25 protein-coding genes are annotated in these 23,564 nt (G+C 72.4%); 10 read left to right on the top strand and 15 right to left on the bottom strand.

Annotation, left to right across the window (positions count from 1 at the left end; all coding sequences use genetic code 11):
- Positions 1–7 precede the first annotated feature (7 nt).
- The gene (locus BGK67_RS23350) at positions 8–2,080 is read right to left on the bottom strand and encodes a VMAP-C domain-containing protein (protein WP_069921914.1); all 2,073 of its coding nucleotides are present in this window, start codon (positions 2,078–2,080) and stop codon (positions 8–10) included.
- A gap of 130 nt (positions 2,081–2,210) precedes the next feature.
- On the opposite strand from BGK67_RS23350, the gene BGK67_RS23345 reads away from it, so the two are divergent.
- The gene (locus tag BGK67_RS23345) at positions 2,211–2,399 is read left to right on the top strand and encodes a DUF6104 family protein (RefSeq protein WP_069921913.1); all 189 of its coding nucleotides are present in this window, start codon (positions 2,211–2,213) and stop codon (positions 2,397–2,399) included.
- A 123-nt stretch (positions 2,400–2,522) separates the two neighbouring features.
- On the opposite strand, the gene sodN is transcribed toward BGK67_RS23345, so the two are convergent.
- A complete protein-coding gene (gene sodN, locus BGK67_RS23340; protein WP_030036761.1) occupies positions 2,523–2,918 on the bottom strand; it encodes a superoxide dismutase, Ni in 396 nt (131 codons plus the stop codon).
- Between the two features lie 171 nt (positions 2,919–3,089).
- On the opposite strand from sodN, the gene sodX reads away from it, so the two are divergent.
- Positions 3,090–3,512 carry a nickel-type superoxide dismutase maturation protease gene (gene sodX, locus BGK67_RS23335; protein WP_069921912.1) on the top strand — a complete coding sequence of 141 codons (423 nt, stop codon included), beginning with the start codon at positions 3,090–3,092 and terminating at the stop codon, positions 3,510–3,512.
- Here the strand turns inward: sodX and BGK67_RS23330 are convergent.
- A complete protein-coding gene (locus BGK67_RS23330) occupies positions 3,416–4,045 on the bottom strand; it encodes a CGNR zinc finger domain-containing protein (protein ID WP_069921911.1) in 630 nt (209 codons plus the stop codon). The genes sodX and BGK67_RS23330 overlap by 97 nt on opposite strands.
- Positions 4,046–4,127: 82 nt before the next feature.
- On the opposite strand from BGK67_RS23330, the gene BGK67_RS23325 reads away from it, so the two are divergent.
- Positions 4,128–4,901, top strand: a complete 774-nt coding sequence (locus BGK67_RS23325; protein ID WP_069924050.1) for a class I SAM-dependent methyltransferase — start codon at positions 4,128–4,130, stop codon at positions 4,899–4,901.
- A gap of 83 nt (positions 4,902–4,984) precedes the next feature.
- Here the strand turns inward: BGK67_RS23325 and BGK67_RS23320 are convergent, their stop codons facing one another.
- The 3 genes from BGK67_RS23320 to BGK67_RS23310 are packed head-to-tail and all read right to left on the bottom strand — an operon-like array spanning position 4,985 to position 7,673.
- Positions 4,985–5,737, bottom strand: a complete 753-nt coding sequence (locus BGK67_RS23320; protein WP_208948825.1) for an amino acid ABC transporter ATP-binding protein — start codon at positions 5,735–5,737, stop codon at positions 4,985–4,987.
- Between the two features lie 11 nt (positions 5,738–5,748).
- Positions 5,749–6,699, bottom strand: coding sequence for an amino acid ABC transporter permease (locus tag BGK67_RS23315; RefSeq protein WP_069921909.1), 951 nt, complete (start codon positions 6,697–6,699; stop codon positions 5,749–5,751).
- 29 nt (positions 6,700–6,728) lie between these two features.
- The gene (locus tag BGK67_RS23310; protein ID WP_069921908.1) at positions 6,729–7,673 is read right to left on the bottom strand and encodes an ABC transporter substrate-binding protein; all 945 of its coding nucleotides are present in this window, start codon (positions 7,671–7,673) and stop codon (positions 6,729–6,731) included.
- A gap of 525 nt (positions 7,674–8,198) precedes the next feature.
- Between BGK67_RS23310 and BGK67_RS23305 the strand changes: the two genes are divergently transcribed.
- From BGK67_RS23305 to BGK67_RS23290, 4 genes are all read left to right on the top strand, one after another.
- The gene (locus BGK67_RS23305) at positions 8,199–9,401 is read left to right on the top strand and encodes an NAD(P)-dependent malic enzyme (RefSeq protein WP_069921907.1); all 1,203 of its coding nucleotides are present in this window, start codon (positions 8,199–8,201) and stop codon (positions 9,399–9,401) included.
- A 152-nt stretch (positions 9,402–9,553) separates the two neighbouring features.
- Entirely contained in the window at positions 9,554–10,516 is a 963-nt protein-coding gene (locus BGK67_RS23300; RefSeq protein ID WP_069921906.1) for a zinc-binding dehydrogenase, read from the top strand.
- Positions 10,517–10,565: 49 nt separating this feature from the next.
- Positions 10,566–10,775, top strand: a complete 210-nt coding sequence (locus BGK67_RS23295) for a helix-turn-helix domain-containing protein (RefSeq protein ID WP_069921905.1) — start codon at positions 10,566–10,568, stop codon at positions 10,773–10,775.
- Entirely contained in the window at positions 10,775–11,347 is a 573-nt protein-coding gene (locus BGK67_RS23290) for a Clp protease N-terminal domain-containing protein (RefSeq protein ID WP_069921904.1), read from the top strand. Before BGK67_RS23295 ends, BGK67_RS23290 begins: the two co-directional genes overlap by 1 nt.
- Positions 11,348–11,465: 118 nt before the next feature.
- Here the strand turns inward: BGK67_RS23290 and BGK67_RS23285 are convergent, their stop codons facing one another.
- From BGK67_RS23285 to BGK67_RS23275, 3 genes are all read right to left on the bottom strand, one after another.
- On the bottom strand, positions 11,466–12,392 hold the full coding sequence (locus tag BGK67_RS23285) for a PadR family transcriptional regulator (RefSeq protein ID WP_069921903.1): 927 nt from the start codon (positions 12,390–12,392) through the stop codon (positions 11,466–11,468).
- Between the two features lies 1 nt (position 12,393).
- On the bottom strand, positions 12,394–13,335 hold the full coding sequence (locus tag BGK67_RS23280; protein WP_069921902.1) for a DUF4097 family beta strand repeat-containing protein: 942 nt from the start codon (positions 13,333–13,335) through the stop codon (positions 12,394–12,396).
- 320 nt (positions 13,336–13,655) lie between these two features.
- The gene (locus BGK67_RS23275; RefSeq protein WP_069921901.1) at positions 13,656–14,591 is read right to left on the bottom strand and encodes a LysR family transcriptional regulator; all 936 of its coding nucleotides are present in this window, start codon (positions 14,589–14,591) and stop codon (positions 13,656–13,658) included.
- A 210-nt stretch (positions 14,592–14,801) separates the two neighbouring features.
- On the opposite strand from BGK67_RS23275, the gene snpA reads away from it, so the two are divergent.
- Positions 14,802–15,464, top strand: coding sequence for a snapalysin (gene snpA, locus BGK67_RS23270; RefSeq protein ID WP_069921900.1), 663 nt, complete (start codon positions 14,802–14,804; stop codon positions 15,462–15,464).
- 38 nt (positions 15,465–15,502) lie between these two features.
- Here the strand turns inward: snpA and BGK67_RS23265 are convergent, their stop codons facing one another.
- The 5 genes from BGK67_RS23265 to BGK67_RS23245 all read right to left on the bottom strand — a co-directional run bounded on the left by BGK67_RS23265 (position 15,503) and on the right by BGK67_RS23245 (position 19,676).
- Entirely contained in the window at positions 15,503–15,697 is a 195-nt protein-coding gene (locus BGK67_RS23265) for a hypothetical protein (protein ID WP_069921899.1), read from the bottom strand.
- A gap of 36 nt (positions 15,698–15,733) precedes the next feature.
- Positions 15,734–16,315 carry a dihydrofolate reductase family protein gene (locus BGK67_RS23260; protein ID WP_069921898.1) on the bottom strand — a complete coding sequence of 194 codons (582 nt, stop codon included), beginning with the start codon at positions 16,313–16,315 and terminating at the stop codon, positions 15,734–15,736.
- Positions 16,316–16,449: 134 nt separating this feature from the next.
- On the bottom strand, positions 16,450–17,043 hold the full coding sequence (locus tag BGK67_RS23255; RefSeq protein ID WP_069921897.1) for a GNAT family N-acetyltransferase: 594 nt from the start codon (positions 17,041–17,043) through the stop codon (positions 16,450–16,452).
- A 138-nt stretch (positions 17,044–17,181) separates the two neighbouring features.
- Positions 17,182–18,231: a family 2 encapsulin nanocompartment cargo protein polyprenyl transferase gene (locus BGK67_RS23250; RefSeq protein WP_069921896.1), complete on the bottom strand. Its 1,050-nt coding sequence runs from the start codon at positions 18,229–18,231 to the stop codon at positions 17,182–17,184.
- Between the two features lie 38 nt (positions 18,232–18,269).
- Positions 18,270–19,676, bottom strand: coding sequence for a family 2B encapsulin nanocompartment shell protein (locus BGK67_RS23245; RefSeq protein WP_069921895.1), 1,407 nt, complete (start codon positions 19,674–19,676; stop codon positions 18,270–18,272).
- A gap of 483 nt (positions 19,677–20,159) precedes the next feature.
- Between BGK67_RS23245 and BGK67_RS23240 the strand changes: the two genes are divergently transcribed.
- Positions 20,160–20,750, top strand: a complete 591-nt coding sequence (locus BGK67_RS23240) for an N-acetylmuramoyl-L-alanine amidase (RefSeq protein WP_208948737.1) — start codon at positions 20,160–20,162, stop codon at positions 20,748–20,750.
- A 65-nt stretch (positions 20,751–20,815) separates the two neighbouring features.
- Positions 20,816–21,730 carry a 1-aminocyclopropane-1-carboxylate deaminase/D-cysteine desulfhydrase gene (locus BGK67_RS23235; RefSeq protein ID WP_069921894.1) on the top strand — a complete coding sequence of 305 codons (915 nt, stop codon included), beginning with the start codon at positions 20,816–20,818 and terminating at the stop codon, positions 21,728–21,730.
- 243 nt (positions 21,731–21,973) lie between these two features.
- Here BGK67_RS23235 and BGK67_RS23230 read toward each other — a convergent pair whose 3' ends face one another.
- Positions 21,974–23,551 (bottom strand): Na+/H+ antiporter, encoded by a 1,578-nt coding sequence (locus tag BGK67_RS23230; protein ID WP_069921893.1) that lies wholly within the window; start codon positions 23,549–23,551, stop codon positions 21,974–21,976.
- Between the last annotated feature and the right edge of the window lie 13 nt (positions 23,552–23,564).

Below are 23,564 nucleotides of genomic sequence, written 5' to 3'. Positions count from 1 at the left end.
CTGCCGGTCACAGGTCGCCCTGGAGCGGCTCGTCCTCGGGCAGGGCGCGTGCGGGGTCGTTCCAGACGAGGGCGGCCCCCGCGGACCAGTACGCGTCCGGGTCGGCCCCGTACGCCCGCCCCCGCAGCGCCTGCAGCCGCAGCGGCAGCACCTCCGCCCGTCCGGCATCGGCCAGTTCCTCCCGCAGCCCGCGGTGGAAGGGCGCGCACGAGACCCCCGGGTCCGCCGGGGGCCGCCGGCACACCACGACCCCGTACCCGGCGTCCCCCACCGCGTGCAGCGAGCCCAGCGTGGGCTCCACCGCCGCCGCGCGGCAGTGCACCGGCACGGTGTTGTCAGGGAGCCCGGCCAGCCAGGTCGCGGACGGGCTGCGCGGCCGCCCCCGTACGCAGTCGGCCCGTTCGTCCAGCAGCGGTCCGGTCCGCACCCGCGCCCACCGGGCGGCCGCGGCGGGCACGGGGTTTGCGCCCGGGTGCCGGAACACCACCGGCCGCTGCACCCCCACCGGCACCCTGCCCACCAGCACCCACTCGTCCACCGCGAGCCCGAACAGCTCGGGGGCGGCCGCCACTTCGAGCGGGGCCGCGGCCTCGTGGGTGTCGCAGCGCCGGAAGGCCTCGGCGAGCGGGGCCCGCAACACCTCCGGCAGGCCCGCCTCGGTGGCCCGTATCCCGGAGTCCACCGGCGTCACCCGCCCGGGCCGCTCCGGGCCCGCCAGCACCGAGACCCGCCAGTCGTAGACGTCCTCCCACCCGTGCGCCCACACCTCCAGCAGCACCGACGCCCCGGGCGGCAGCCCGCCGGACGGCCGGACCGGGCCGCGCACCGCCCGCCCGGCCGAAGCGCGCCGGCGCCGCTCCCGCTCGGCCAGTCCCCGCTCGTGCCGTTCTCCGAGCTCCCGGCGCAGCGGGCGCCACAGGCGCTCGGCGGTGGCCCGCACCCAGTCCCACAGCTCCTCGTCCGCGCCCGGTGTCGGCGGCTCGCGGTAGTCGGCCACGCTCACGTCCGTCGCGTACCGGAGCATCGCCGCGGCCTCCCCCGCCCCGCCCGGCGGGTCGTGCAGCAGTCCCAGGCCGTCGCGCCAGCTGAGCGGGGCGAGCGGATGCGGCTCGGGCTCCTCCCCGCGCGCCGCCTCCACCAGGGCCCGTACGTGCTCCGAGGAGCCGGGCGGGGGCAGTTCGGCGAGCAGCCCGCACAGGGTGGTGCGCTCCCCGGGGGTGAGCCGGCCGCGCCCGCCGTACGGGTCGCCCTCCCCGGCCGGGAGTTCGCCGTGCACGTCCGTCCAGGTCCGGCGGCTGTTGAGGTCGCTGAGGTGCTGGTCGTAGTGGTGCAGGTCGTGGGCCTGCATGACCCGGCGGTAGAGGCCGGTCTGGCCGCGCAGGGGCATCGGCAGGGTGCGCAGCTGCACGACGGAGACGGCGAGCCCGCCGCCCCCGGTGTGCCGCCGTGCCTTGACCACGCCGACGACCTCGCCGCGGGCGAGGTCCACCACCGGGCCGCCGGACATGCCGGGCTCGATCTCGTCGTCGTCGCCGAGCCGGATGGCGGCGCCGTGGCCCGCGGTACCGCGCAGCCGGGTGGTGCGGCCGGTGATCTCGGGCGTGCCGAGGTCCTCGGTGCAGCCGAAGTACGCGACCTCGTCGAAGCGGGGCCGGGAGCGGTCGGTCAGCCAGACGCAGGCGTGCGAGACGGGGGCCAGCACCCGGATCAGCGCCAGGTCGGGCAGGTCCCACAGGGCGCGCGGGCCGGGGCGCCGCTCCTCCAGCCGCTCGGGCAGGACGCACTCCACGCGCCCGGTGACCGTACCGGTGGCGCCGTTGCCGGTGACGCTGACGCCCGAGGAGAAGGTGATGCCGACCTCGCGCCCCGTCAGACGCACCGCAGCACCCCCTTCCCCCACCACGTGCGCGCACGTCAGGACCCAGCCGGGGGCGATGAAGAAGCCGCTTCCCCAGGTGGGTCCGGTCCCAGCCGTTCCATACCCGTCCGGCGGGGCGTGGACGCGTACGGTCGCCGCCTGGACGAGGGGCTCCAGAAGCTCGAAGGCGCGCGCGGAGCCGGCCGTGCGCCCTTCCGTCATGCACGCCCCCCAGCTCGTGAGACGTCCAGGCTAGCGCCGGGGCCGTCGCGGGCGGGAGGTCTTGCCGCACCGCGGATTATCCTGGCGGGAAACACCCCCTGCACATCCTCATCACGGCACGGAGCCCGACTTGTACTTCACCGATCGCGGCATCGAGGAGCTGGAGAAGCGGCGCGGCGAGGAGGAGGTCACCTTCGAGTGGCTCGCCGAGCAGCTGCGCACCTTCGTCGACCTGAACCCGGACTTCGAGGTCCCGGTGGAACGCCTGGCCACCTGGCTGGCCCGCCTGGACGACGAGGACCACGACGCCGACGAGTGAGCGGCGTGCGCGGCGCACCTGTCGGAACACGCGAGAACGGCCCGGCCGCCGGTGGGCGGTCGGGCCGTTCTCGCGTGTCCTCGCCCGCCGGTGGCGGCGCGGGCAGGGGGACCGGTCGCCGGATCAGGCGGCCTTGGTCTCCCAGAAGATGCGGTCGATCTCGGCGATGAGGTCGAGGGCCTTCTGGCCGGTCGCCGGGTCGTTCGACGCCTTGGCGGCCGAGAGGGCCTTCAGGGTGTCGTTGACCAGCGTGTGCAGCTGCGGGTACTTCTCGAAGTGCGGCGGCTTGAAGTAGTCGCTCCACAGCACCGAGACGTGGTGCTTGGCCAGTTCGGCGCGCTGCTCCTTGATGGTGATGGCGCGCGCGCGGAAGTCGGCGTCGTCGTTGGCCTGGTACTTCTCCTGCACGGCCTTGACGGACTCGGCCTCGATGCGGGCCTGGGCAGGGTCGTACACGCCGCACGGCAGGTCGCAGTGCGCGGAGACCTTCGCCTTGGGGGCGAAGAGGCGGGAAAGCATGGAGTGTGTCCTCCTCGTGATCGTCTTCTCAAGGGCGAGGTTACTCGCTCCAAATCGCCTTTTCGCGGTCGGCCCCATGGGCTTAGGACAAAAGTCCAGCGTCGCGTGCGGACCGGTGAGCGAATGTACGGGGCCGTACGGCAGCATGCGGGGGTGACGAGGAGGTCGGGCATGACGGAGAACGGGCGCCCGCGCAAGCGGTTCGAGGTAGTGGAGGTGGCGGGGCCCTCGATGGTGCCGACGCTGCTGCACGGGGACCGGCTGCTGGTCCGCTACGGGGCGGCCGTCCGTCCGGGTGACGTGGTGGTGCTGCGCCACCCGTTCCAGCAGGACCTGCTGGTGGTCAAGCGGGCGGTGGAGCGGCGGCCGGGCGGCTCCTGGTGGGTGCTGGGCGACAACCCGTACAACGAGACCGGCGACAGCACCGTCTTCGGGCCGGTGCCCGGCGAGCTGGTGCTGGCGACGGCGGTCCTGCGGTTCCGGCCGCGCGAGGACGGTCAGCGGTCGCTGAGGGCTCGGCTCTCGTGGGCGGCCTCGGCGCTGCGCCCGCTCTGGACGGACGCCTCGGCCTCCAGCCGCTTGCGGGCGCGGTAGGCCGCCACGTTCGCCCGGGTGGCGCAGCGGTCGGAGCAGTAGCGCCGGGAGCGGTTGGTCGAGGTGTCGAGGTAGGCGTTGCGGCAGGGTGCGGCCTGGCACAGGCCGAGCCGGTCGGGGCCGTGCTCGGTGAGGTGGAAGGCCAGCCCGAAGGAGGCCATCGCGGCGTAGCCCGCGGAGGCGTTCGAGGGGTGCTCGGCGAGGTGGATGTGCCAGTCGGGGGCGCCGTCCTCGCCGAGGGTCTCGTGGCCGGAGACCTGGGGACTGACGGGGAACTCCATGAGCAGCGAGTTCAGCAGGTCGACGGCGAGGACGTGGTCGCCGCTGTCGGCCGCCTCGAAGACGGAGCGCAGCCGGCCGCGGACGTTGCGGAAGCGGGTGACGTCGGTCTCGGTGACCCGGCGGGCCATCTGCACGCTGGCGCCGAACAGGGCGCGAACGGCGTCGACCGAGGTCAGCGAGTCCTTGTTGCGGGCCGGCTCCTCGGTGTTGACCAGGCGCACGGCGAAGTCCGAGTAATGGGCCAGTTCCACTTGTAGTCCTTACGGCTGCGGATTAGTGTCTCCGGTAACGGCTGAGACGTCTTCGAGGGTATTACGTATGGAGGGGTTCGTGATGGCGGATACGACAGCGGTGACCGGGACCAGCGCCTACTGGCAGGCGTGGCAGGACAGCTGGGACCGCCAGCAGGAGTGGTACATGCCCGACCGCGAGGAGCGGTTCCGGGTGATGCTGGACATGGTCGAGGCCCTGGCCGGCCCCGCCCCCCGGGTGCTGGACCTCGCGTGCGGTACGGGAAGTATTACGGACCGGGTGCTCAAGCGGTTCCCGGAGGCCACCAGCACGGGAGTCGACCTCGACCCGGCGCTGCTGGCCATCGCCCGGGGCCACTTCGCCGGCGACGACCGGGTCTCCTTCGTGACCGCCGACCTCAAGGACCCCGAGTGGCGGGCGGCCCTCCCCCACGGCACCTACGACGCGGTCCTCACGGCGACGGCCCTGCACTGGCTGCACAGCAAGGACCTCTCCGTGCTGTACGGGCAGCTGGCGCCCCTGGTGAGCCCGGGCGGCGTGTTCATGAACGCCGACCACATGCCCGACCCGGCCACCCCGCGCATCAACGCCGCCGAGCACGCCCACCGGCACGCCGGGATGGACCGCGCCAAGGCGTCCGGGGTGCCCGACTGGCGCGAGTGGTGGGCCCAGGCCGCCGCGGACCCGGTCCTGGCCGACGCCGTGGCCCAGCGCTTCGAGATCTACGGGGAGCACGCGGACGGCGACACCCCCTCCGAGGCCTGGCACGCCCGCGCACTGCTCGACGCGGGGTTCGCGGAGGCCCGTACGGTCTGGCGCTCGCCCTCGGACGCGCTGGTCCTGGGCCTGAAGTAGGAAGGGGCGGCAGGAGCCCGCAAACGGCGGAGGGGCGGTACGGGAATCCCGTACCGCCCCTCCATCGCAGATCCGCCCCGGTGTCAGAGCACCTTGGACAGGAAGGCCTTCGTCCGGTCGTGCTGGGGGTTGCCCAGCACCTCGCGGGGGTGGCCCGATTCGACGACGACGCCGCCGTCCATGAAGACGAGGTTGTCGCCGACCTCGCGGGCGAAGCCCATCTCGTGCGTGACCACGATCATGGTCATGCCCGACTCGGCCAGGTCCCGCATGACGTCCAGGACGTCACCCACCAGCTCCGGGTCCAGCGCCGAGGTCGGCTCGTCGAAGAGCATCAGCTTCGGCTCCATCGCCAGCGCGCGGGCGATCGCCACGCGCTGCTGCTGGCCGCCCGACAGCTGCGTGGGATAGTTCCCGCCCTTGTCACCCAGGCCCACCCGGTCCAGCAGGCGCACGGCGCGCTCCCGCGCCACCGCCTTGGACTCGCCCTTGACCATGACGGGGGCTTCCATGACGTTCTCGATGGCCGTCATGTGCGGGAACAGGTTGAACCGCTGGAAGACCATCCCGATGTCCCGGCGCTGGGCCGCGACCTCGGAGTCCTTCAGCTCGTAGAGCTTGTCGCCCTTCTGCTTGTAGCCCACCAGCTGCCCGTCGACCGACAGCCGGCCGGCGTTGATGCGCTCCAGGTGGTTGATGCACCGCAGGAACGTCGACTTGCCGGAGCCGGACGGACCGACCAGGCAGAAGACCTCGCGGGGCGCGACCTCCAGGTCGATCCCGCGCAGGATGTGGGCGGCGCCGTAGGACTTGTGGACGCCCTCGGCCTTGACCATCGGCTGGGCGGTCACTTCGCCACCTCCGTACGGCGGAACATGTTCAGATTGGCCTTCAGGCGCTCGAACGGCGTGGGCGGCAGACTCCGCAGCGCACCGCGGGCGTAGCGGCGCTCCAGGTAGTACTGGCCGACGCTGAACACGCTGGTCAGGGCGAGGTACCAGATCGAGGCGACGAAGTACATCTCGATGATCGCACCGGCCGTGGAGCCGATGTTGGAGCTGGCCCGCAGGAGTTCGGTGTACTGCACCGCCGAGACCAGCGAGGAGGTCTTCAGCATGTTGATGAACTCGTTGCCGGTCGGCGGGATGATCACCCGCATCGCCTGCGGCAGCACCACCCGGCGCATCGTCTGCGTACGGGTCATGCCCAGCGCGTGGGAGGCCTCGCTCTGGCCCTCGTCGACGGACTGGATGCCCGCACGGACGATCTCCGCCATGTAGGCGCCCTCGTTCAGGCCGAGACCCAGCAGGGCGACCATGAACGGCGTCATGACGTCGACGGTCTCGTTCTTGTAGATCGGACCCAGGTTGATGTACTGGAAGATCAGCGGAAGGCTGAACCACACCAGCAGCTGCACGTAGACCGGGGTGCCGCGGAAGAACCAGATGTACAGCCACGACACGAAACTCGTGACCGGGTTGTGCGAGAGCCGCATCACCGCGAACAGGATGCCCAGCACCAGACCCAGCGCCATCGAGGCCACGCTGATGATGATGGTGTTGCCCAGGCCGCTGAGCACCGCCGGGTCGAACAGCTTGTCGCCGACCGTACCCCAGATGATCTTGCCCTGGGAGAACGCGTACACCAGCCACGCCAGCAGCACGGCCACCACGACGGCGCTGATCCAGCGCCCGTAGTGCCGCACCGGGATGGCCTTGATCGCCTCGTAGGGGATGCCCGAGGCGCCGGGCCCGGCCGGCGGAGTCGCGGCCGGACCCTTGTCGATCTTGTCAGTCACAGTGACTGCCCTTCAGTGGAGCGCTCGGATCACTTGCCTGCGTTGACCGTGGCGGACGGCACGGCGCTGTCCTTCACGTTCCACTTCTCCAGGACCTTGGCGTAGGAGCCGTCCTTGATGACGGCGTCGAGGGCTTCCTTGATGGCGTCGCGCAGCTGGGTGTTGTCCTTGGAGACCGCGATACCGAAGAGGCCGACGTCGGCCTGCTCGCCGGCGACCTCGAAGTCGTTGCCGCCGCCCGAGGTCTTCGCGGCGTACGCGGTGACCGGGTAGTCGTTCAGGTCGGCCACGGCGCCGCCGGCCTTGACGCGGGTCTGCGCCTCGGCGTCGGTGTCGAAGGCCTCGATGGTGAGCTTCTTGTCGCCGCACTTCTCGGCCTGGGCCTTGAAGGTGTCCTCGTACGTGGTGCCGCGCTGGACGGCGACCGTCTTGCCGCAGAGGTCGTCCAGGGACTTGATGTTCTCCGGGTTGCCCTTCTTGACCAGCAGCGAGACGCCGGAGGAGAAGTAGTCGACGAAGTCGACGCCCTTGCCGATCTTCTTGCCGTCGTCGTCCAGGCCTTCCTGGCGCTTCTTGTTGTCGGTGATCGAGGACATCGCGATGTCCTGGCGGCCGGTCTCCAGCGAGGTGAGCAGGCCATCGAAGGTGCCGGAGGTGAACTCGAACTTCACGCCGAGCTGCTTGCCCAGCGCGTCGGCGATGTCGGGGTCGACACCGACGATCTTGCCGCCCTCGACGTACTCCATGGGGGCGTAGGCGGTGTCGGAACCGACCTTCACGACCCCGGCGTCCTGGATCTTCTTCGGCAGCTTGGAGAACAGCGGAGCATCGCTCGTCTTCTCCTTGGCGGCGGAGCCGCCGTCGGTCTGGTCGCCGCAGCCGGTGAGGACCAGGGCGCCGGCGACCGCGATCGCGCCGACCGCGGCGATCCGGGACCGGGCGGCGGTCGTACGACGGGTGATGCTTGCGGTCATGAGCTGGTTCCTCCGGCTGGTGGAAAAGCACCGAAAACGGGGTCGGGCACGCACCATCGAGTGTCGCGACCTTGTGTGATTACGGCATCTTGCCATTCGGACTGACGCATTCAGGCTGCCCGTGAGGTCAAAATCAGATAACGGACACGCCCGGCTACCCAACAGGACTGCGGGCAAGCCGCCTCGGAGCCGCACAAATCCCCGTGACCAGGCAGTTCCGCCTCACTATTTGCGGCGCGTCTCGCCCATTGGACACAAGGGTTTGGACTTTTAGCCAAAACCGTGACAAGCAGCCTAGGGTCGAGCCGGAATCGACTCGTCTGGGTGAGCGTTCATCCGGTAGAACAGATCCTTACACCCCTCATCCGGGGCTCAGGGCGCGCGTGCGGCGCGCCCGCGCGTACGAACCTCCCCTCCGCGGAGGCGGTCCAACCGCCGACGCGGAGTACGAACGCGGTGCCCGCCCACCCCTTAACCAGGAGTGGCCACCCTCAACGATTCAAAGGACTTAAGGGGTCACACAAAGTGGCAGCGGAGATCGTCAACCCTCATACCGACAGCGCGACGGACAACAACCCGGACGCGGTGTTCGCCCTGCACCGGGGCGGCAAGATGGCCATCCAGGCCACGGTGCCGGTCACCGACAAGGACGACCTGTCCCTCGCGTACACCCCCGGCGTGGCGAAGGTGTGCAGCGCCATCGCCGAGCAGCCGGACCTGGTGAACGAGTACACCTGGAAGTCCAACGTGGTCGCCGTCGTCACCGACGGCACGGCCGTGCTCGGTCTCGGCGACATCGGTCCCGAGGCCTCCCTCCCCGTGATGGAGGGCAAGGCCATCCTCTTCAAGCAGTTCGGCGGCGTGGACGCGGTTCCGATCGCGCTCGCCACCAAGGACGCGGACGAGATCGTCGAGACGGTCATCCGCCTCGCACCGTCCTTCGGCGGGGTGAACCTGGAGGACATCTCCGCTCCCCGCTGCTTCGAGATCGAGCGCCGCCTCCAGGAGGCCCTCGACATCCCGATCTTCCACGACGACCAGCACGGCACGGCCATCGTCACGCTGGCCGCGCTGCGCAACGCCGCCAAGCTCACCGGGCGCACGCTCGGCGACCTGCGCGCCGTGATCTCGGGCGCGGGCGCCGCGGGCATCGCCATCGCCAAGATCCTGGTGGACGCGGGCATCGGCGACGTCTGCGTGACCGACCGCAAGGGCGTCGTCTCGGCGGACCGCGCCGACCTGACGGACGTCAAGGCGGAGATCGCGGGCCTGACCAACAAGACGGGCCAGACCGGTTCGCTGGAGAAGGCACTCGCGGGCGCGGACGTCTTCATCGGCGTCTCCGGCGGCACGGTGCCGGAGGAGGCGGTGGCCTCGATGGCGAAGGACGCGTTCGTCTTCGCCATGGCCAACCCGAACCCGGAGGTCCACCCGGACGTCGCGCACAAGTACGCGGCGGTCGTGGCCACGGGCCGCTCGGACTTCCCGAACCAGATCAACAACGTGCTGGCCTTCCCGGGGATCTTCGCGGGCGCCCTCAAGGTGCGCGCGACCCGGATCACCGAGGGCATGAAGATCGCCGCCGCCGACGCCATCGCCGGCGTCGTGGGTGACGAGCTCTCCGCCGACTACGTGATCCCGTCGCCCTTCGACGAGCGCGTGGCCGCGGCCGTTTCCACGGCCGTCGCCGCCGCCGCCAAGGCCGACGGCGTGGCCCGCCTGGCCTGACCGCCACGCTGAGCACAGGGGCGGGGCCCGGCCGGAACCATCCGGCCGGGCCCCGCCTTTCGCGTGCGCCGGGGCCCGGTGCGACGAAGACCTCACCATCCGGGCCGGGGGAAGTCTGGAACCGTCGCCCTACCGAGCGGTAGCGTCGCGGCATGTTCGCTGCCTATGCCGCCCGAATCGACCGTGACCACCCGCTGAACGGCCTGGAGCTGGGCGAGCGCCCGGCTCCCGAGGCCCGGCCCGGGTGGGTGACCGTGAACGTCAAGGCCGCCTCCCTCAACCACCACGACCTGTGGTCGCTGCGCGGGGTGGGCCTCGGCCAGGACAAGCTCCCGATGATCCTCGGCTGCGACGCCGCCGGGACCGACCAGGACGGCAACGAGGTCGTCCTGCACTCCGTGATCGGCCAGAGCGGCCACGGGGTGGGCCCGGACGAGCCCCGCTCGATCCTGACCGAGCGCTACCAGGGGACCTTCGCCGAGCAGGTCACCGTGCCCGCGTGGAACGTGCTGCGCAAGCCCGCCGGGCTCTCGTTCGAGGAGGCCGCCTGCCTGCCGACGGCCTGGCTGACGGCGTACCGGATGCTCTTCACCAACGCCGGGGTCCGCCCCGGTGACTCCGTACTCGTCCAGGGCGCCGGCGGCGGGGTCGCCACCGCCGCCATCGTCCTCGGCAAGGCGGCCGGCCTGCGCGTCTTCGCCACGAGCCGGGACGAGGCCAAGCGCAAGCGGGCCGTGGAGCTGGGCGCCCTGGAGGCGTACGAGCCGGGCGCGCGGCTGCCGCAGCGGGTGGACGCCGTGATCGAGACGGTGGGCGCGGCCACCTGGTCGCACTCGGTCAAGTCCCTGCGCCCGGGCGGCACCCTGGTCATCTCCGGAGCCACGAGCGGCGACCGCCCCGCGCACGCCGAGCTGACCCGGATCTTCTTCCTGGAGCTGAAGGTGGTCGGCTCGACCATGGGCTCGAAGGACGAGCTGGAGGACCTGCTGTCGTTCTGCGCCACCACGGGGGTGCGGCCGGTCATCGACGAGGTGCTGCCGCTGGACCGGGCGCGCGAGGGCTTCGAGAAGCTCGCGTCGGGCGACCTCTTCGGCAAGATCGTCCTCAAGCCCTGAGCGTCAACAAGGGTTGACACTCCTCTCGCGTCAACCTACATTGACACCCATGACGGAAGCTACCGATCTCGCCGAACGGGCCGGTGACCGTGACCCGCGCGTGGGCCTGCGTGCCGTGGCCGCCCTCCGCAGGCTGCTGGAGCAGTTGGAGGCCGTACAGGTGCGCAGTGCCCGCGCGCAGGGATGGTCCTGGCAGGAGATCGCGGCCGAGCTGGGCGTCAGCCGGCAGGCCGTGCACAAGAAGCACGGGAGGATCTGATGTTCGAACGCTTCACCCGGGACGCCCGGTCGACCGTGACGGGCGCGGTGGCCGAGGCCCGGCAGGCCGGAGACCCCACGGTCACCCGGGAACACCTGCTGCTCTCCCTGCTGGCCCTGGGAGTCCTGGACCCCCTGGGCGTGGACCGTACGGCGGTCGCCGCCGACCTCGCGGCGGCCCGCCGCCGGGGTGGCATGTCGCGGGCGGACGAGGAGGCGCTGGCCGGCCTCGGCATCGACCTCGCGGAGATCGTCTCCCGCGTCGAGGAGACCCACGGCGAGGGCGCGCTGGCGGCCCCGGCGCCGCGCAGGCGCACCCTGGGCGGCTCGCTCCGCTCCGCCCTGGGGCGCGCCGAGCCGGACGCCCGCACGGGAAACCGCCACGTCCCCTTCACCGAGGACGCGAAGAACGCCCTGGAGCAGTCCCTGCGGATCGCACTGGGCCGCAAGGACAGGCACATCGGCACCGTGCACCTGCTCCTGGCCCTGCTCTCGCGCCCCGGCACGGTCTCCGAGGTCCTCACGGACCACGGCATCACCTACGACACGGCGGAATCGGCCCTGGCCGCCTGAGCCGCCGCCCCGCCGCCGTATGAGGCGCGCACCGACTGCCGCGCCCGCCCCGGCTGCGAGGCCGCCGGGGCCGTGGGGCCGCCAGGGCTGCCGGGGCTGCCGGGGCTGCCGGCCGGAGCTACGACCCGGCTCGGAGCGTCGCCCTCAGCCGGGCGGCGGCGACCGCGAGGTGGGCGCGGGCCTCGGCCAGCTGGGCCGGGGTCACCCCGTGGTCCCGGGCCGCGTCCCGCACCTCGTCGCGGAAGCGGTCCAGCAGCCGGTCCAGGTCCCGCGCCGGGTCGCCGGTGGGGGCCAGGTCCTCGGCCCAGTCGGTGTCGGCCACCGGGGGTGCGGCGGAGCCGGCCGGCGCGGTGGACTCCGCCGGCTCGGCCGCCGCCGACCCGGACCCCGTCGCTCCGCTCCCGCCGAGCCATGCTCCGGCCAGGCTGCCCAGGACCCCGCCCGACTTGGCGAACTGCTCCTGGAACTGCCGGGTGACGCGCTGGACCTCCGCGCGGGCCCGCTCCTGGGCCTCCTTGGCCTGGCGGCGGGCCTGCTGGGCCTCCTCGCGGGCCCGGCGGCTCTCGTCCCTGGCCCGCCGGGCCTGCTCCTTCCACTCCTGCCGCGCCCGGCTCAGCTCCTCCTTGACCGCCGCCCAGGACTCGTCGTCGACCCGGGTCTCCGACGCGGAGGCCGCGGCCCGCATCTCGCGCCGCAGGTCGCCGGCCGCGCCCCGGACGTCCTCGCGGATCTCGGCCGCCAGTTCGGTGACGGAGTCGCGGATCTCCAGCTCCAGGTCGGCGAGTTCGCCGCCCCGGTCGGCCAGTTCGGCCCGGCCCGCCTCGGTGATCGAGTACACCTTGCGCCCGCCTTCGGTGGCGTGCGTGACCAGACCCTCGGCCTCCAGCTTGGCGAGCCGCGGGTACACCGTGCCCGCGGAGGGGGCGTACAGGCCCTGGAAGCGCTCCTCCAGCAGTCGGATCACCTCGTACCCGTGCCGCGGCGCCTCGTCCAGCAGCTTGAGGAGGTAGAGGCGGAGGCGGCCGTGGGCGAAGACGGGCGGCATGTCAGAGCACCTTCTTGTCGAACGGGAGGGGGGCGCCGGGGGCGCCGGGGGTGTCGGCTTCGGCCGGCGGGCGGCGCAGCAGCGCGATGGATCCCGAGACCGTGGTGGCGCGCAGGGTGCCGGTGCCCGAACCGAGGGTCCCGGTGATCCGCTTGGCGCCCAGGTGTCCGGAGACCCGCAGGTCCTCGAAGGCGTTGGAGACGCCGCCGGTGGCGGTGTTGGCCTCCACCCGGGCGTCGGCCGGGTGCGGCAGCCGGATGGCGACCTGGCCCGAGACGGAGGTGACGGTGATGTCCACCGGGCGGGGCGCGGAGGGGTCGAGGTCCAGGTCGATGAGCATGTCACCGCTAACCGAGTCGCCCCGTACGCTCACGCCCGCGCCGTCGACCACCGTGAGTCCGCCGGAGACGGAGTGGAAGGCGAGGTCCCCGGTGACGGACTGCGCCTCGACGGTGCCGGAGACGGTGTGCGCCTTGACCCGGCCGGACAGCCCGGACAGCGTGGCATCGCCGGAGACCGCGTTGACCGCGGTGCCGCCGGAGATCCCGGAGACGAAGGCGGCGGCGTCGACCACGCCCACCTCCACCTCCGTGGCGGCGGGGACGGTGAGGGTGAGGGCCGCGCTGCGCTCCCACGCCTTGCGGCCGGAGGCGGAACTCGACCAGGCCTTCCAGGGCTTGGCCTCCCACCACTGCTTGAAGCCCTGGGAACCGTTCCAGGGCAGGTCCTCGTAGGAAACGGTGAGGGAGCCGCCCTCCTGCACCACGTACAGGGGCGGTCCGTCGACCCCGGTCACCTCCAGGCGGGCGGGGCCCTCCTCGGCGGCGACCACGTTCACCGTGCCGCCCACGATGCGGACGCGGAGCTCGGTCACCGGCTCCTCGAAGGTGAGCTTCTGCGCTTCGGCGATGTGCCACGTCGACTGCGACGCCTGCTCGGCCATGGGGCTGGTCCTCCTCGTGCGTTCACGGACGGGTCTCGACGCACGCAACATATCGCGTCTTCTGACCAACACGATATATCGCGGTAGGCGGAAGTCAAGCAGTGCCGACGAGGCTGGGAGATCGGGGCCGCACCGGATTTCGGCCCCCGCAAGCAGCAGATCCGGCCGCTCGAACGACAGATCCGGCCCCCGACGGCAGGCTGGATCGCGCGGAGCGCGATTTCAGCCTCGCCGGCGGTTGAGGGGCGGGGTCCGGGGCGCAGCCACGGCAACGGCGAGCACCGGTCCGGCCGACCGCCCGCAGGGCGACGGCGCAGCCGCTACGCCGCCTCCAGGAGCGGGCTCGCGTGGTGGCGGAGCCAGGCGCGGTACGGCGGCGTCAGCAGCGCGACCTCGCGGTACGCGGCCCGCAGGTCCTCGTAGAGTTCCGGGTGGGCGCCGGGGCGGGTCGCCAGGAGGAGCCGTACCGCGAGCGGGTCGCCGGACAGCGGGCGGATCGCCATGTCCTCGCGCGGCCCGGAGGTCGGCTGGCAGGGAGCCACCGCCTCACCGGAGACGATCAGCGAGCTCGCGGTGTGGTAATCGGCGTGCAGCACCGGCGGGTCCAGCCCGGCGCCGGCGAAGACCCGCCGCAGGCCGTCCCATTCACCGTCGACCGACGGGTCCACCATCCAGCGGTCCTCGGCCAGATCCCGTAAGGACACCACGGACTGGCGGGCGGCCGGATGGTCCCGGGACATCGACACGAACTGGGGCTCGCGCTCCATCAGCACGCGCAGCTGCAGCCCGGCCGGCACCCGCAGCGGGCTGCCCTCCACCTCGTGCACGAAGGCCACGTCCAGCTGCCCCGAAGCCGCCATCCGCAGCAGCGCGTTGGCGGACACGTCCACCACCAGGGAGGTCTCGGTGTCCGGCAGCCGCCGGTGGATCCGCCGGAGCCAGCCCGGCAGCGCCCGGCTGGCCGTGGAGCCGATCCGCAGCCGCGGCCCGTGGGCGAGCGCCCGGGCCTCCGCCACCAGCGCGGCCATCTCGGCCAGCAGCGGACGGGCCCGGCCCAGTACGGTGCGCCCGAAGGGGGTGGGCCGGCAGCCGGTCCGATCGCGCAGGAACAGCTCGCCGTCCAGGGCGCGTTCGATCCGGCGCAGCTGGGTCGTGAGAGAGGGCTGGCTCACGCCGAGCTGCCGGGCCGCCTTGTGCAGACTCCCGGCGTCGGCAATGGCGCACAGGGCGCGCAGGTGCCTGACCTCAAGCTCCATGACCCGAGAGTAGGGCGCGCCCAGCAGACCGCACCAGCCACCGATAGCCCCCCGAATCCCGCCATTCTCACACCAGTTGATCTGACGAAATCTTCCCGATAGCCCCGTGCTATCGGGCAGTGACATCATCCGCAGCGCACTTCCGCTCCCTCAGACTCCGGTGCGAACGACCCACCCCCCACCGCACCGGACGAGTAGGAGCTCCCCCACATGCGCCACTCCCGTAAGGCCATGCTGGCCACCACCGTCGGCCTCGGCATGGCCGCCGCCCTCGGCGGCGTCGTCCCCACCGCCAGCGCCGCCCCGGCCGGCAGCCCCGCGAGTTACACCGCGTACGAGCGCTCGCAGGAGAACCGGGCCGCCACCCAGGCGTTCTTCGAAGCCGTACAGCGCTCGGTCGCCGAGCAGCGCGCCGCGAACCCGGGCGCCCTGGCCGTGACCGTCACCTACAACACCCGCAACGCCCCGAGCTTCCGCACCCAGATAGCCCGTTCCACCCAGATCTGGAACAGCTCGGTGACCAACGTCAGACTGCAGGAGGTCTCCTCCGGCGGGAGCTTCTCCTACCGCGAGGGCAACGACTCGCGCGGTTCGTACGCCAGCACGGACGGCCACGGCCGCGGCTACATCTTCCTCGACTACCGGCAGAACCAGCAGTACAACTCCACCCGGGTGACCTCGCACGAGACCGGCCACGTGCTGGGCCTTCCGGACCACTACTCGGGCCCGTGCAGTGAGCTGATGTCGGGCGGCGGTCCGGGCACCTCCTGCCAGAACGCCACCCCGAACAGCGCCGAGCGGGCGCGCGTCAACCAGCTGTGGGCCAACGGCCTCGTCGCTTCCGGCCTGGACTCGAAGGGCCAGAAGGGCTAGACGGGCCGGGCGGGCCGGGCGGGCCGGGCGCGGGCCCCTTACGGAGCCGCGTACCGCGAGCAGTCCGGACTCCGACAGGGGCCCGCCGCCCACTCCGGAACGAAGACGCCGAGGGACTTGCGCCGTCGGACCACCGTCTCGACCAGACCCCCGCAGGCCGGGCACACGTGCTGTTCGTGCCCGGCCTGCGGGGCGACCGTCTCCCGCTTCTGCTGCTGCTTCACACCGGCCATACCTCCACGGTAGGCCGGTTTCGCGCGTCCGGCGGTTCAGCGCCTGCGGGCGTACGTGCTCACGATCTGCCCTCCGGCATAGTGCTTGAGGTCGGTCAGCTCCAGCTCGCGGGTGGCGAAGCCGGCCCGGGCCATCGGAATGCCGGCTCCGGCGAAGACGGGGTACGTCTTGACGACGAACTCGTCGATCTCCTCGACCAGCTGTCCGGCCAGCTCGGCGCCGCCGCAGAGCCAGATCCCGAGGCCCGGCCGCTCCTTCAGCTGCCGCACGCGCGCGGCCACGTCGCCCGAGATGATCTGGACGGCCGGGTCGGGCGAGGCTCCGAGGGAGCGGGAGGCGACGTACTGGTCCAGATGGGCGTACGGACTGGTCATGCCCAGCCGCAGCCCGGCCTCATAGGTGGCGCGACCCATCAGGACCGCGTCGAAGTGCCTCGCCACCGCTCCCTCGAGGCCGAGCTCCGCCCGGACGGGCGTGGGCAGCGTCTCCGGGAACTCGCCGAACATGTCCTTGGCGTAGCCCGGTTCCACCCACCGGTTGAAGAAGTCACCGTCTCCGTCCGGATCGGCGATGTAGCCGTCGACCGACGTCCCGACGAAATACGTGAGCTTGCGCAAGTGGTTCTCTTTCGTTCGACAATGCCACCGCCCCGGGGCCCGTCAACCAAAGTACTTCAGCTGAAGTGGTTACGCAAACCCTTTTCGCACGCCCCGGCGCCGCACCCGCGACCACCCCCGCGGCCGCCCCTCGACTACCCCTGCGGCTTGCGCCACATCGGCCACATCAGCGGCCCGTCCGGCAGCCGTACCGCCTCGCCCGTGAACTGCCAGCCCAGCCGCTCGTACAGCCCCTTGCTGCGCTCGCTGCTCGCCTCCAGGTACGCCGGCAGCCCCTCCCGGTCGCAGCGCTCCAGCACCGGCCGGATCAGCTCGGTGCCCAGCCCCTCCCCCTGCCGGTCCGGGGCGACCGCGATCATCAGCAGGTACTCGTGCTCCTCGGACGTCGGGTGCACCGCGCCCGTGAGCCGGCCGACCAGCTCGCACCGCTCGTTGTCGGGGTCGGCCACCGCCCGCATCTTCGCGGGGACCTCGTCCTCGCCCTCCGGCTCGCCCGCCGGGATCCGCAGCCACAGCGCGGCGGCGGAGCCGTCGACCGCGTAGTCGATCCGGCCCTCGGCCAGCGCCACGTCCACGAAGACCCCGAGGAACCTGCCGTGCACCGCGGCCCGGTGCTCCGGGTCCGGGAAGACCCAGGTGCTCACCGGATCGGCGCGGAAGGCCTCGTCGAGCAGCCGCGCCACCGCGTCCCGGTCCGACTGCTCCGCCTGACGTATCTCCAGCCCCATGGGCCTCACCCTTCGCTCAATCATCAACAACCTTGAGCGATCCTAGAGTTGGGCCCAGCAGGCGGACAGTCCGGTTCCAGCACCCCTCGGCACTGGAACCGGACCGCCTTCACACGTATCGCCCCGCGTACGGCGCCCTCACCGCGTACGGCGCGTGACGAACTCGGCGAGCGCCAGCAGCCCGCCCGCCGCCCCGAGGTCCGGCACGGCCCGGGACAGCTGCTGCACGGCCCGGCCCATCCGGTCGGCGGCATGGGCCTGGGCCCAGTCGCGCCCGCCGGCCCGGTCCACCGCGTCGGCCGCCCTGAGCGCGTCGTCCCCGGTCATGGGACCCGCGTACAGGGCCGCCAGCTCCTCCCCCGCCGCGGTGCCCGAGGTGAGGGCGGCCACGACCGGGAGGGACTTCTTGCGGGCGAGCAGATCGGCCCCGGCGGGCTTGCCGGTGTGCCCCGGATCCCCCCAGATGCCGATCAGGTCGTCGATCAGCTGGAAGGCCAGCCCGGCCTCCCGGCCGAAGGCGTCCATGGCGTCGACCTCGTCCGGCCCGGCGCCCGCGTACAGCGCGCCCAGAGCGCAGGCGCAGCCCAGCAGGGCACCGGTCTTGGCCGTCGCCATGGTCAGGCACTCGTCGAGCGAGACGTACGCGCGCTGCTCGAAGGCGCAGTCCGCCTGCTGGCCCGCGCACAGCTCGATGACACAGGTCGCGAGCCGCCCGGAGGCCGCCGCCGACGCCGGGTGCGGGTCCTCCGCGAGCAGCCGCAGCGCGAGCGCCATCATGGCGTCGCCGGCGATGATCGCGTCCGGTATCCCGAAGACGGTCCAGGCAGTGGCCCGGCCGCGGCGCCGGACGTCCTTGTCGATCACGTCGTCGTGCAGCAGCGTGAAGTTGTGCGCCAGCTCCACGGCGGCTGCGGCCCGGACGGCGTCCTCCACCCGCCCGCCCGGCCCTTGCAGGGCCTGGGTCGCGGCCAGCACCAGGGCCGGCCGGATGGCCTTCCCGGCATGGGCCGCGGCCGGTGTGCCGTCGGCGTGCTCCCAGCCGAAGTGGTACATCGCGACGCGACGCATCGAACCGGGCAGGCTCTCGACCGTCCGGCGCAGCTCCGGGTTGACCGTTTCTCTTGTCCGCTCCAGCAGGGCCGCCGCCTCGTGGCCCTCGCCGGTCGTGATCGCCTCGGTGGTGGCCATGGCGTGTCCGTGTCTCCGTCGCTCTTCGGCCGGCCGCCTCAGCTCCAGCGGCCGATCTCGACGTTCTCCAGCACGCCGAGCGCGTCGGGCACCAGCACCGCGGCGGAGAAGTAGGCGGTGACCAGGTAGGAGATGATCGCCTGCTCGCTGATCCCCATGAAGCGGACCGACAGGCTCGGCTCGATCTCGTCCGGGATGCCCGGCTGGTGCAGGCCGATCACGCCCTGCTCGTCCTCGCCGGTGCGCATGCACAGGATGGACGTGGTGCGGGCGTCGCTGATCGGGATCTTGTTGCTCGGGAAGATCGGGACGCCGCGCCAGGCCGGCACCCGGTTGCCGCCGATGTCCACCGACTCCGGGTACAGGCCGCGCTTGTTGCACTCGCGGCCGAAGGCGGCGATGGCCTTGGGGTGCGCCAGGAAGAACTTGGAACCGCGCCGCATGCTGAGCAGCTGGTCCATGTCGTCGGGGCTGGGCGCGCCGTCGTGGGGCTGGATGCGCTGGTCGTAGTCGGTGTTGTGGAGCAGGCCGAAGTCGCGGTTGTTGAGCATCTCGTGCTCCTGGCGCTCGCGCAGCGCCTCGACCGTGAGCCGCAACTGCTGCTCGGTCTGGTTCATCGGCTGGTTGTACAGGTCGGCGACACGGGTGTGCACGCGCAGGACCGTTTGTGCAATGGAGAGTTCGTACTCGCGCGGGTGGGCGTCGTAGTCCACGAAGGTGCCGGGGAGCACGGCCTCGCCCTGGTGGCCGGCGGACAGGTCGATGGCCGCCTCGCCGTACTTGTTGGTGCGCTGGGCGGGCTGCGTCCGCACCTGCTCCACGTGCTCGCGCAGCGATTCGACGCGGTCGGCGAGCAGCTGGAAGTCCTGCCGGGACAGGACGAGCGCGGTGCCGGAGGTGGCGGCGCGGGCGGTGTACTCCCAGATCGCCTCTTCGTCGGCGAGGGAGTCCTCGCCGAAGTACGCGCCGTCGGCGACGGTCCGCAGCACGGCGTCGTCCCCGTAGGGGCCGGGGCCGACGTGGTCGATGCGGCCGTGGGCGAGGAGGAAGACGCGGTCGGAGGCGTTGCCGAAGGAGGTGAGCTCCTGGCCGGCCTCGAAGTCGATCTGCTGGCACCGCTGGGCGAGTTCGCCGAGGACGTCGAGGTCCTCGTACTCCCGCAGCAGCGGGAGCTCACCGAGCTCGGCCGGGATCACCTGGACCTGGGTCCCGGTCTTGACGAACTCGACGCGGCCGTCGCCGACCGAGTAGCTCAGCCGCCGGTTGACGCGGTACGTGCCGCCCTGCACGGACACCCACGGCAGCATCTTCAGCAGCCACCGGGAGGTGATCTCCTGCATCTGCGGCGCGGACTTGGTCGTGGTTGCCAAGTTCCGTGCGGCCGACGTCCCGAGACTGCGCTGCGGCGTCTGGGCTTCGGTTTCGGAACCTGCCTGGACCGACATGTATTTCCCTTTCGATCACCATGAATCTGCGATACGCAGCCTCGCAGTACCGAGCGTGATGGGACCATTACACAAAAGGGTGGGACTACTCCGTCCGGGTGCGGGGCACTCTCTTGGGCCCCTCCTCCCCCACGCACCCCTCTGGAACCACCGCTTCCGGCCACGCGGGCCGCAGCTTCGACAGGGGCGACGGTCCGGTGGCGACCCCGACCGGACCGTTGCCGCAGGGGATCTCGGGCGGCGCGCCGACGGGGGCGAAAGGCCCTGAGACCCCGGGCCGGGTGGCCGGTTCGCAGCGCCGACGGCCCGCCCGGGCCGACCCCGACGGGCCGGTTCGAACAGAAGTCCCCTTCGGCCCGGCCCTGGTGACGGTTGTCCGGATCGGCTCGCTCGCCGTACGAATCCACTAGCGCGGAAGGCCCCCCTCCACTACACCGGAGCGTAGCGACGTGGACACGTTCGGTGTCCACGGGAGGAGGGGTCATGGCCGCACCCATGTCCGCGGACCGGTTCGTCGGCGCACTGCGCCGCGAGGGTCTGACCGTCGTCGAGGTAGGCACCTGGCGCACCCACAACCGCAACCACAAAGGCCCCTGGGGGCCCGTGCACGGCGTGATGATCCACCACACCGTGACGAACGGCACCGCGAACACCGTGTCCCTCTGCCGCCGCGGCCACTCCGCCCTGCCCGGCCCGCTCTGCCACGGTGTGATCACCAAGGACGGCCGGGTCCACCTGGTCGGCTACGGCCGTGCCAACCACGCGGGGGCCGGGGACTCGGACGTCCTGGCGGCGGTGATCGCCGAGAAGCGGCTGCCGCCGGACCACCAGGCGGACACCGACGGCAACCGCCACTTCTACGGCTTCGAGTGCGAGAACCTCGGCGACGGCGAGGACCCCTGGCCGGCGGTCCAGCTCGACGCGATCACCCGCGCGGCGGCGGCCCTGTGCCGGGTCCACGCCTGGACGGCCCGCTCGGTGATCGGCCACCTGGAATGGCAGCCGGGCAAGATCGACCCCCGGGGCTTCACGATGGACTCCCTGCGCCGCCGCGTCGCCGAACGCCTGAAGTAGGCCCCCTGCTCCCGTGGGCGGCTCCGACGTGCGACGGCGCGGCCGGGGCGGCCCACAATGGGCAGGTGGACCAGCCTGCCGACCCCGACCCCGACGCGCTCCTGCGACCCCGTCCGCCGTCCCCGTTGCGGGCGGTCGGGGACGAGCGGTTCGAGCGGTGCGGCGTCCGGCTGCTGCTGAAGCGGGACGACCTCGTGCACCCTGAGCTGCCGGGGAACAAGTGGCGCAAGCTCGCGCCCAATCTGCGGGCCGCCGTGGCGAACGGGCAGCGGGCCGTGGTGACCTTCGGCGGGGCGTACTCGAACCATCTGCGGGCCACCGCGGCGGCCGGGCGGCTGCTCGGGCTGGAGACCGTCGGCATCGTGCGCGGCGAGGAGCTGGCCCGGCGGCCGCTCAACGATTCCCTCGCCAGGTGCGCGGCCGACGGGATGCGGCTGCACTTCGTGTCCCGGTCGGCCTACCGGCGCAAGGCCGAGCCCGAGGAGCTCGCCCGGCTGCTGGACGAGGCGGGCGCGGGCGGGGCGTACGTGGTTCCCGAGGGCGGCAGCAACGCCCTGGCCCTGACCGGCTGCGCCGAGCTCGGCCGCGAGCTGCGCGGCACGGCCGATGTGGTGGCCGTGGCCTGCGGGACCGGCGGAACCCTGGCGGGGCTGGCCGCCGGGCTGGAGCCCGGGCAGCGGGCGCTGGGCGTACCGGTGCTGGCGGGCGGCTTCCTGGCGCCGGAGATACGTTCCCTCCAGCTGGCCGCCTTCGGGGGGCCCGCCGGGGACTGGTCCCTGGCCGAGGGCCTCCACCACGGCGGCTACGCCCGCGTCCCGGCCGCGCTGGACGCCTTCGCCGCCGACTTCGAGTCCCGGCACGGGCTGCCGGTCGAGCGGATCTACGTCGCCAAGCTGCTCTGGGCCCTGACCGAACTCACCGCCTCCGGCGCCTTCCCCCGCGGCACCACCGTGGCCGCCGTCATCACGGGCCGCCCCTGACGGGGGACCGCACCCGCGTGACAGGCCCGCCCTGACCGGAGCCGCGGCCGCGTACGAGCCCGCCCCTGACCAGAGCCTCACCCTCGTCACGGACCCCCCTGACCAGAGCCTCACCCCCGTCTCGGACCCCCCTGACCGGAGCCGCAGCCTCGTCACGGACCCGCTCCGGACCGGAGCCGCACCCTCCTCGCAGCCCCGGGCCCGAGCAGGCCGGCCCGCGGTCCCCGGCGCCGCGGGACACGGTCAGGTCTCCTCGCGGTAGGCCGCCGCCTCCTCCAGGTCCAGGCGGCGCAGCAGCCCCCGCAGCATCTCGTCGTCGATCCGGCGGCGGTCCCGCAGGGACACGAAGACCTCCCGCTCCGCCTCGATCATCTCCCGCGCCAGGCGCCGGTAGATCTCGTCCGCCGACTCGCCCGTCGTCGGGTTGACCTCGCCCAGCCGCTCCCACACCGCGTTGCGCCGCCGTTCCAGGACCGTGCGCAGCCGGTCCGCCAGCGGCGGCGGCAGCTGGTTCTCGGGCGACTCCAGCAGTTCCGACAGCCGCTCGTCCGCCGCGCGCGAGGCCTCGCTCTGCGCCTGCGCCTCCGCCAGCGTCTCGGCCTGGGGGTCCCGCGGCGGCAGCCGCAGCACCTTGATCAGCGGCGGCAGGGTGAGGCCCTGGACCACGAGCGTGCCGATGACCGTCGTGAAGGTGAGGAACAGGATCAGGTCCCGGTGGGGCACCGACATCGGCACGGAGAAGGCGATCGCCAGCGAGACCACTCCGCGCATCCCGGCCCACCCCACGACCACCGGCGCCTTCCAGTCGGTGTCCGGCTCCCGGGTCCGGATCCGCTCGGACATCCAGCGCGGCATGAAGGTCGCCGGGAACACCCACAGGAACCGGCTCGCCACCACCGCGAGGAACACCACGACCGCGTACCCGGCCGCGGCGGCCCCCTCGTACTCCCCAAGCCCCTTCAGCACCACCGGCAGCTGGAGGCCGATCAGCGCGAAGACCACCGACTCCAGCACGAAGGCGACCACCTTCCACACCGCCTCCTCCTGGAGGCGGGTGGCGAAGTCGACCTGCCAGTTGCGGTGCCCCAGGTACAGCGCGACCACGACCACCGCCAGCACCCCGGAGGCGTGGACCCGTTCGGCCGCCGCGTACGCGACGAACGGGATCAGCAACGACAGGGTGTTCTGGAGCAGCGGCTCCTTCAGCCGCTTGCGCAGCTGGTGGATCGGGACCATCAGCAGCAGGCCCACGCCGATCCCGCCCACCGACGCCAGCAGGAACTCGACGATCCCGCCCGCCCAGCCGGCGCTCACCCCGACCGCGGCCGCGAGGGCCACCTTGTACGCGGTGATGGCCGTGGCGTCGTTGACCAGGGACTCGCCCTGCAGGATCGTCGTGATCCGGTTCGGCAGCCCGAGCTTGCGGGCGATCGCGGTGGCGGCGACGGCGTCGGGCGGCGCCACCACCGCGCCCAGCACCAGCGCGACCGGCAGCGACAGCCCCGGCACCACCAGGTAGGCCGCGTACCCGACCGCGAGGGTCGCGAAGAGCACGTAGCCCACCGACAGCAGCGCGATGGGCCGGATGTTGGTCCGCAGGTCCAGGTACGAGCTGTCCACCGCGGCCGTGTGCAGCAGCGGCGGGAGCAGCAGCGGCAGCACGATGTGCGGGTCGAGCGCGTACGAGGGCACCCCCGGCAGGTAGCCGGCGAGCAGCCCGGCGGCGACCAGCAGCAGCGGCGCGGGCACCGGTGTCCGGCGCGCCGCGCCCGCGACGGCCGCGCTCCCCGCGACCAGTGCCACCAGCGGCAAGACCTCCATCGAAGATCCCCTC

The organism is Streptomyces subrutilus (assembly GCF_001746425.1).
Taxonomy (GTDB): Bacteria; Actinomycetota; Actinomycetes; order Streptomycetales; family Streptomycetaceae; genus Streptomyces; species Streptomyces subrutilus_A.
The sequence above is the reverse complement of the archived record's forward strand: the minus strand, read 5'-3'. Positions and strand labels throughout refer to the sequence as shown.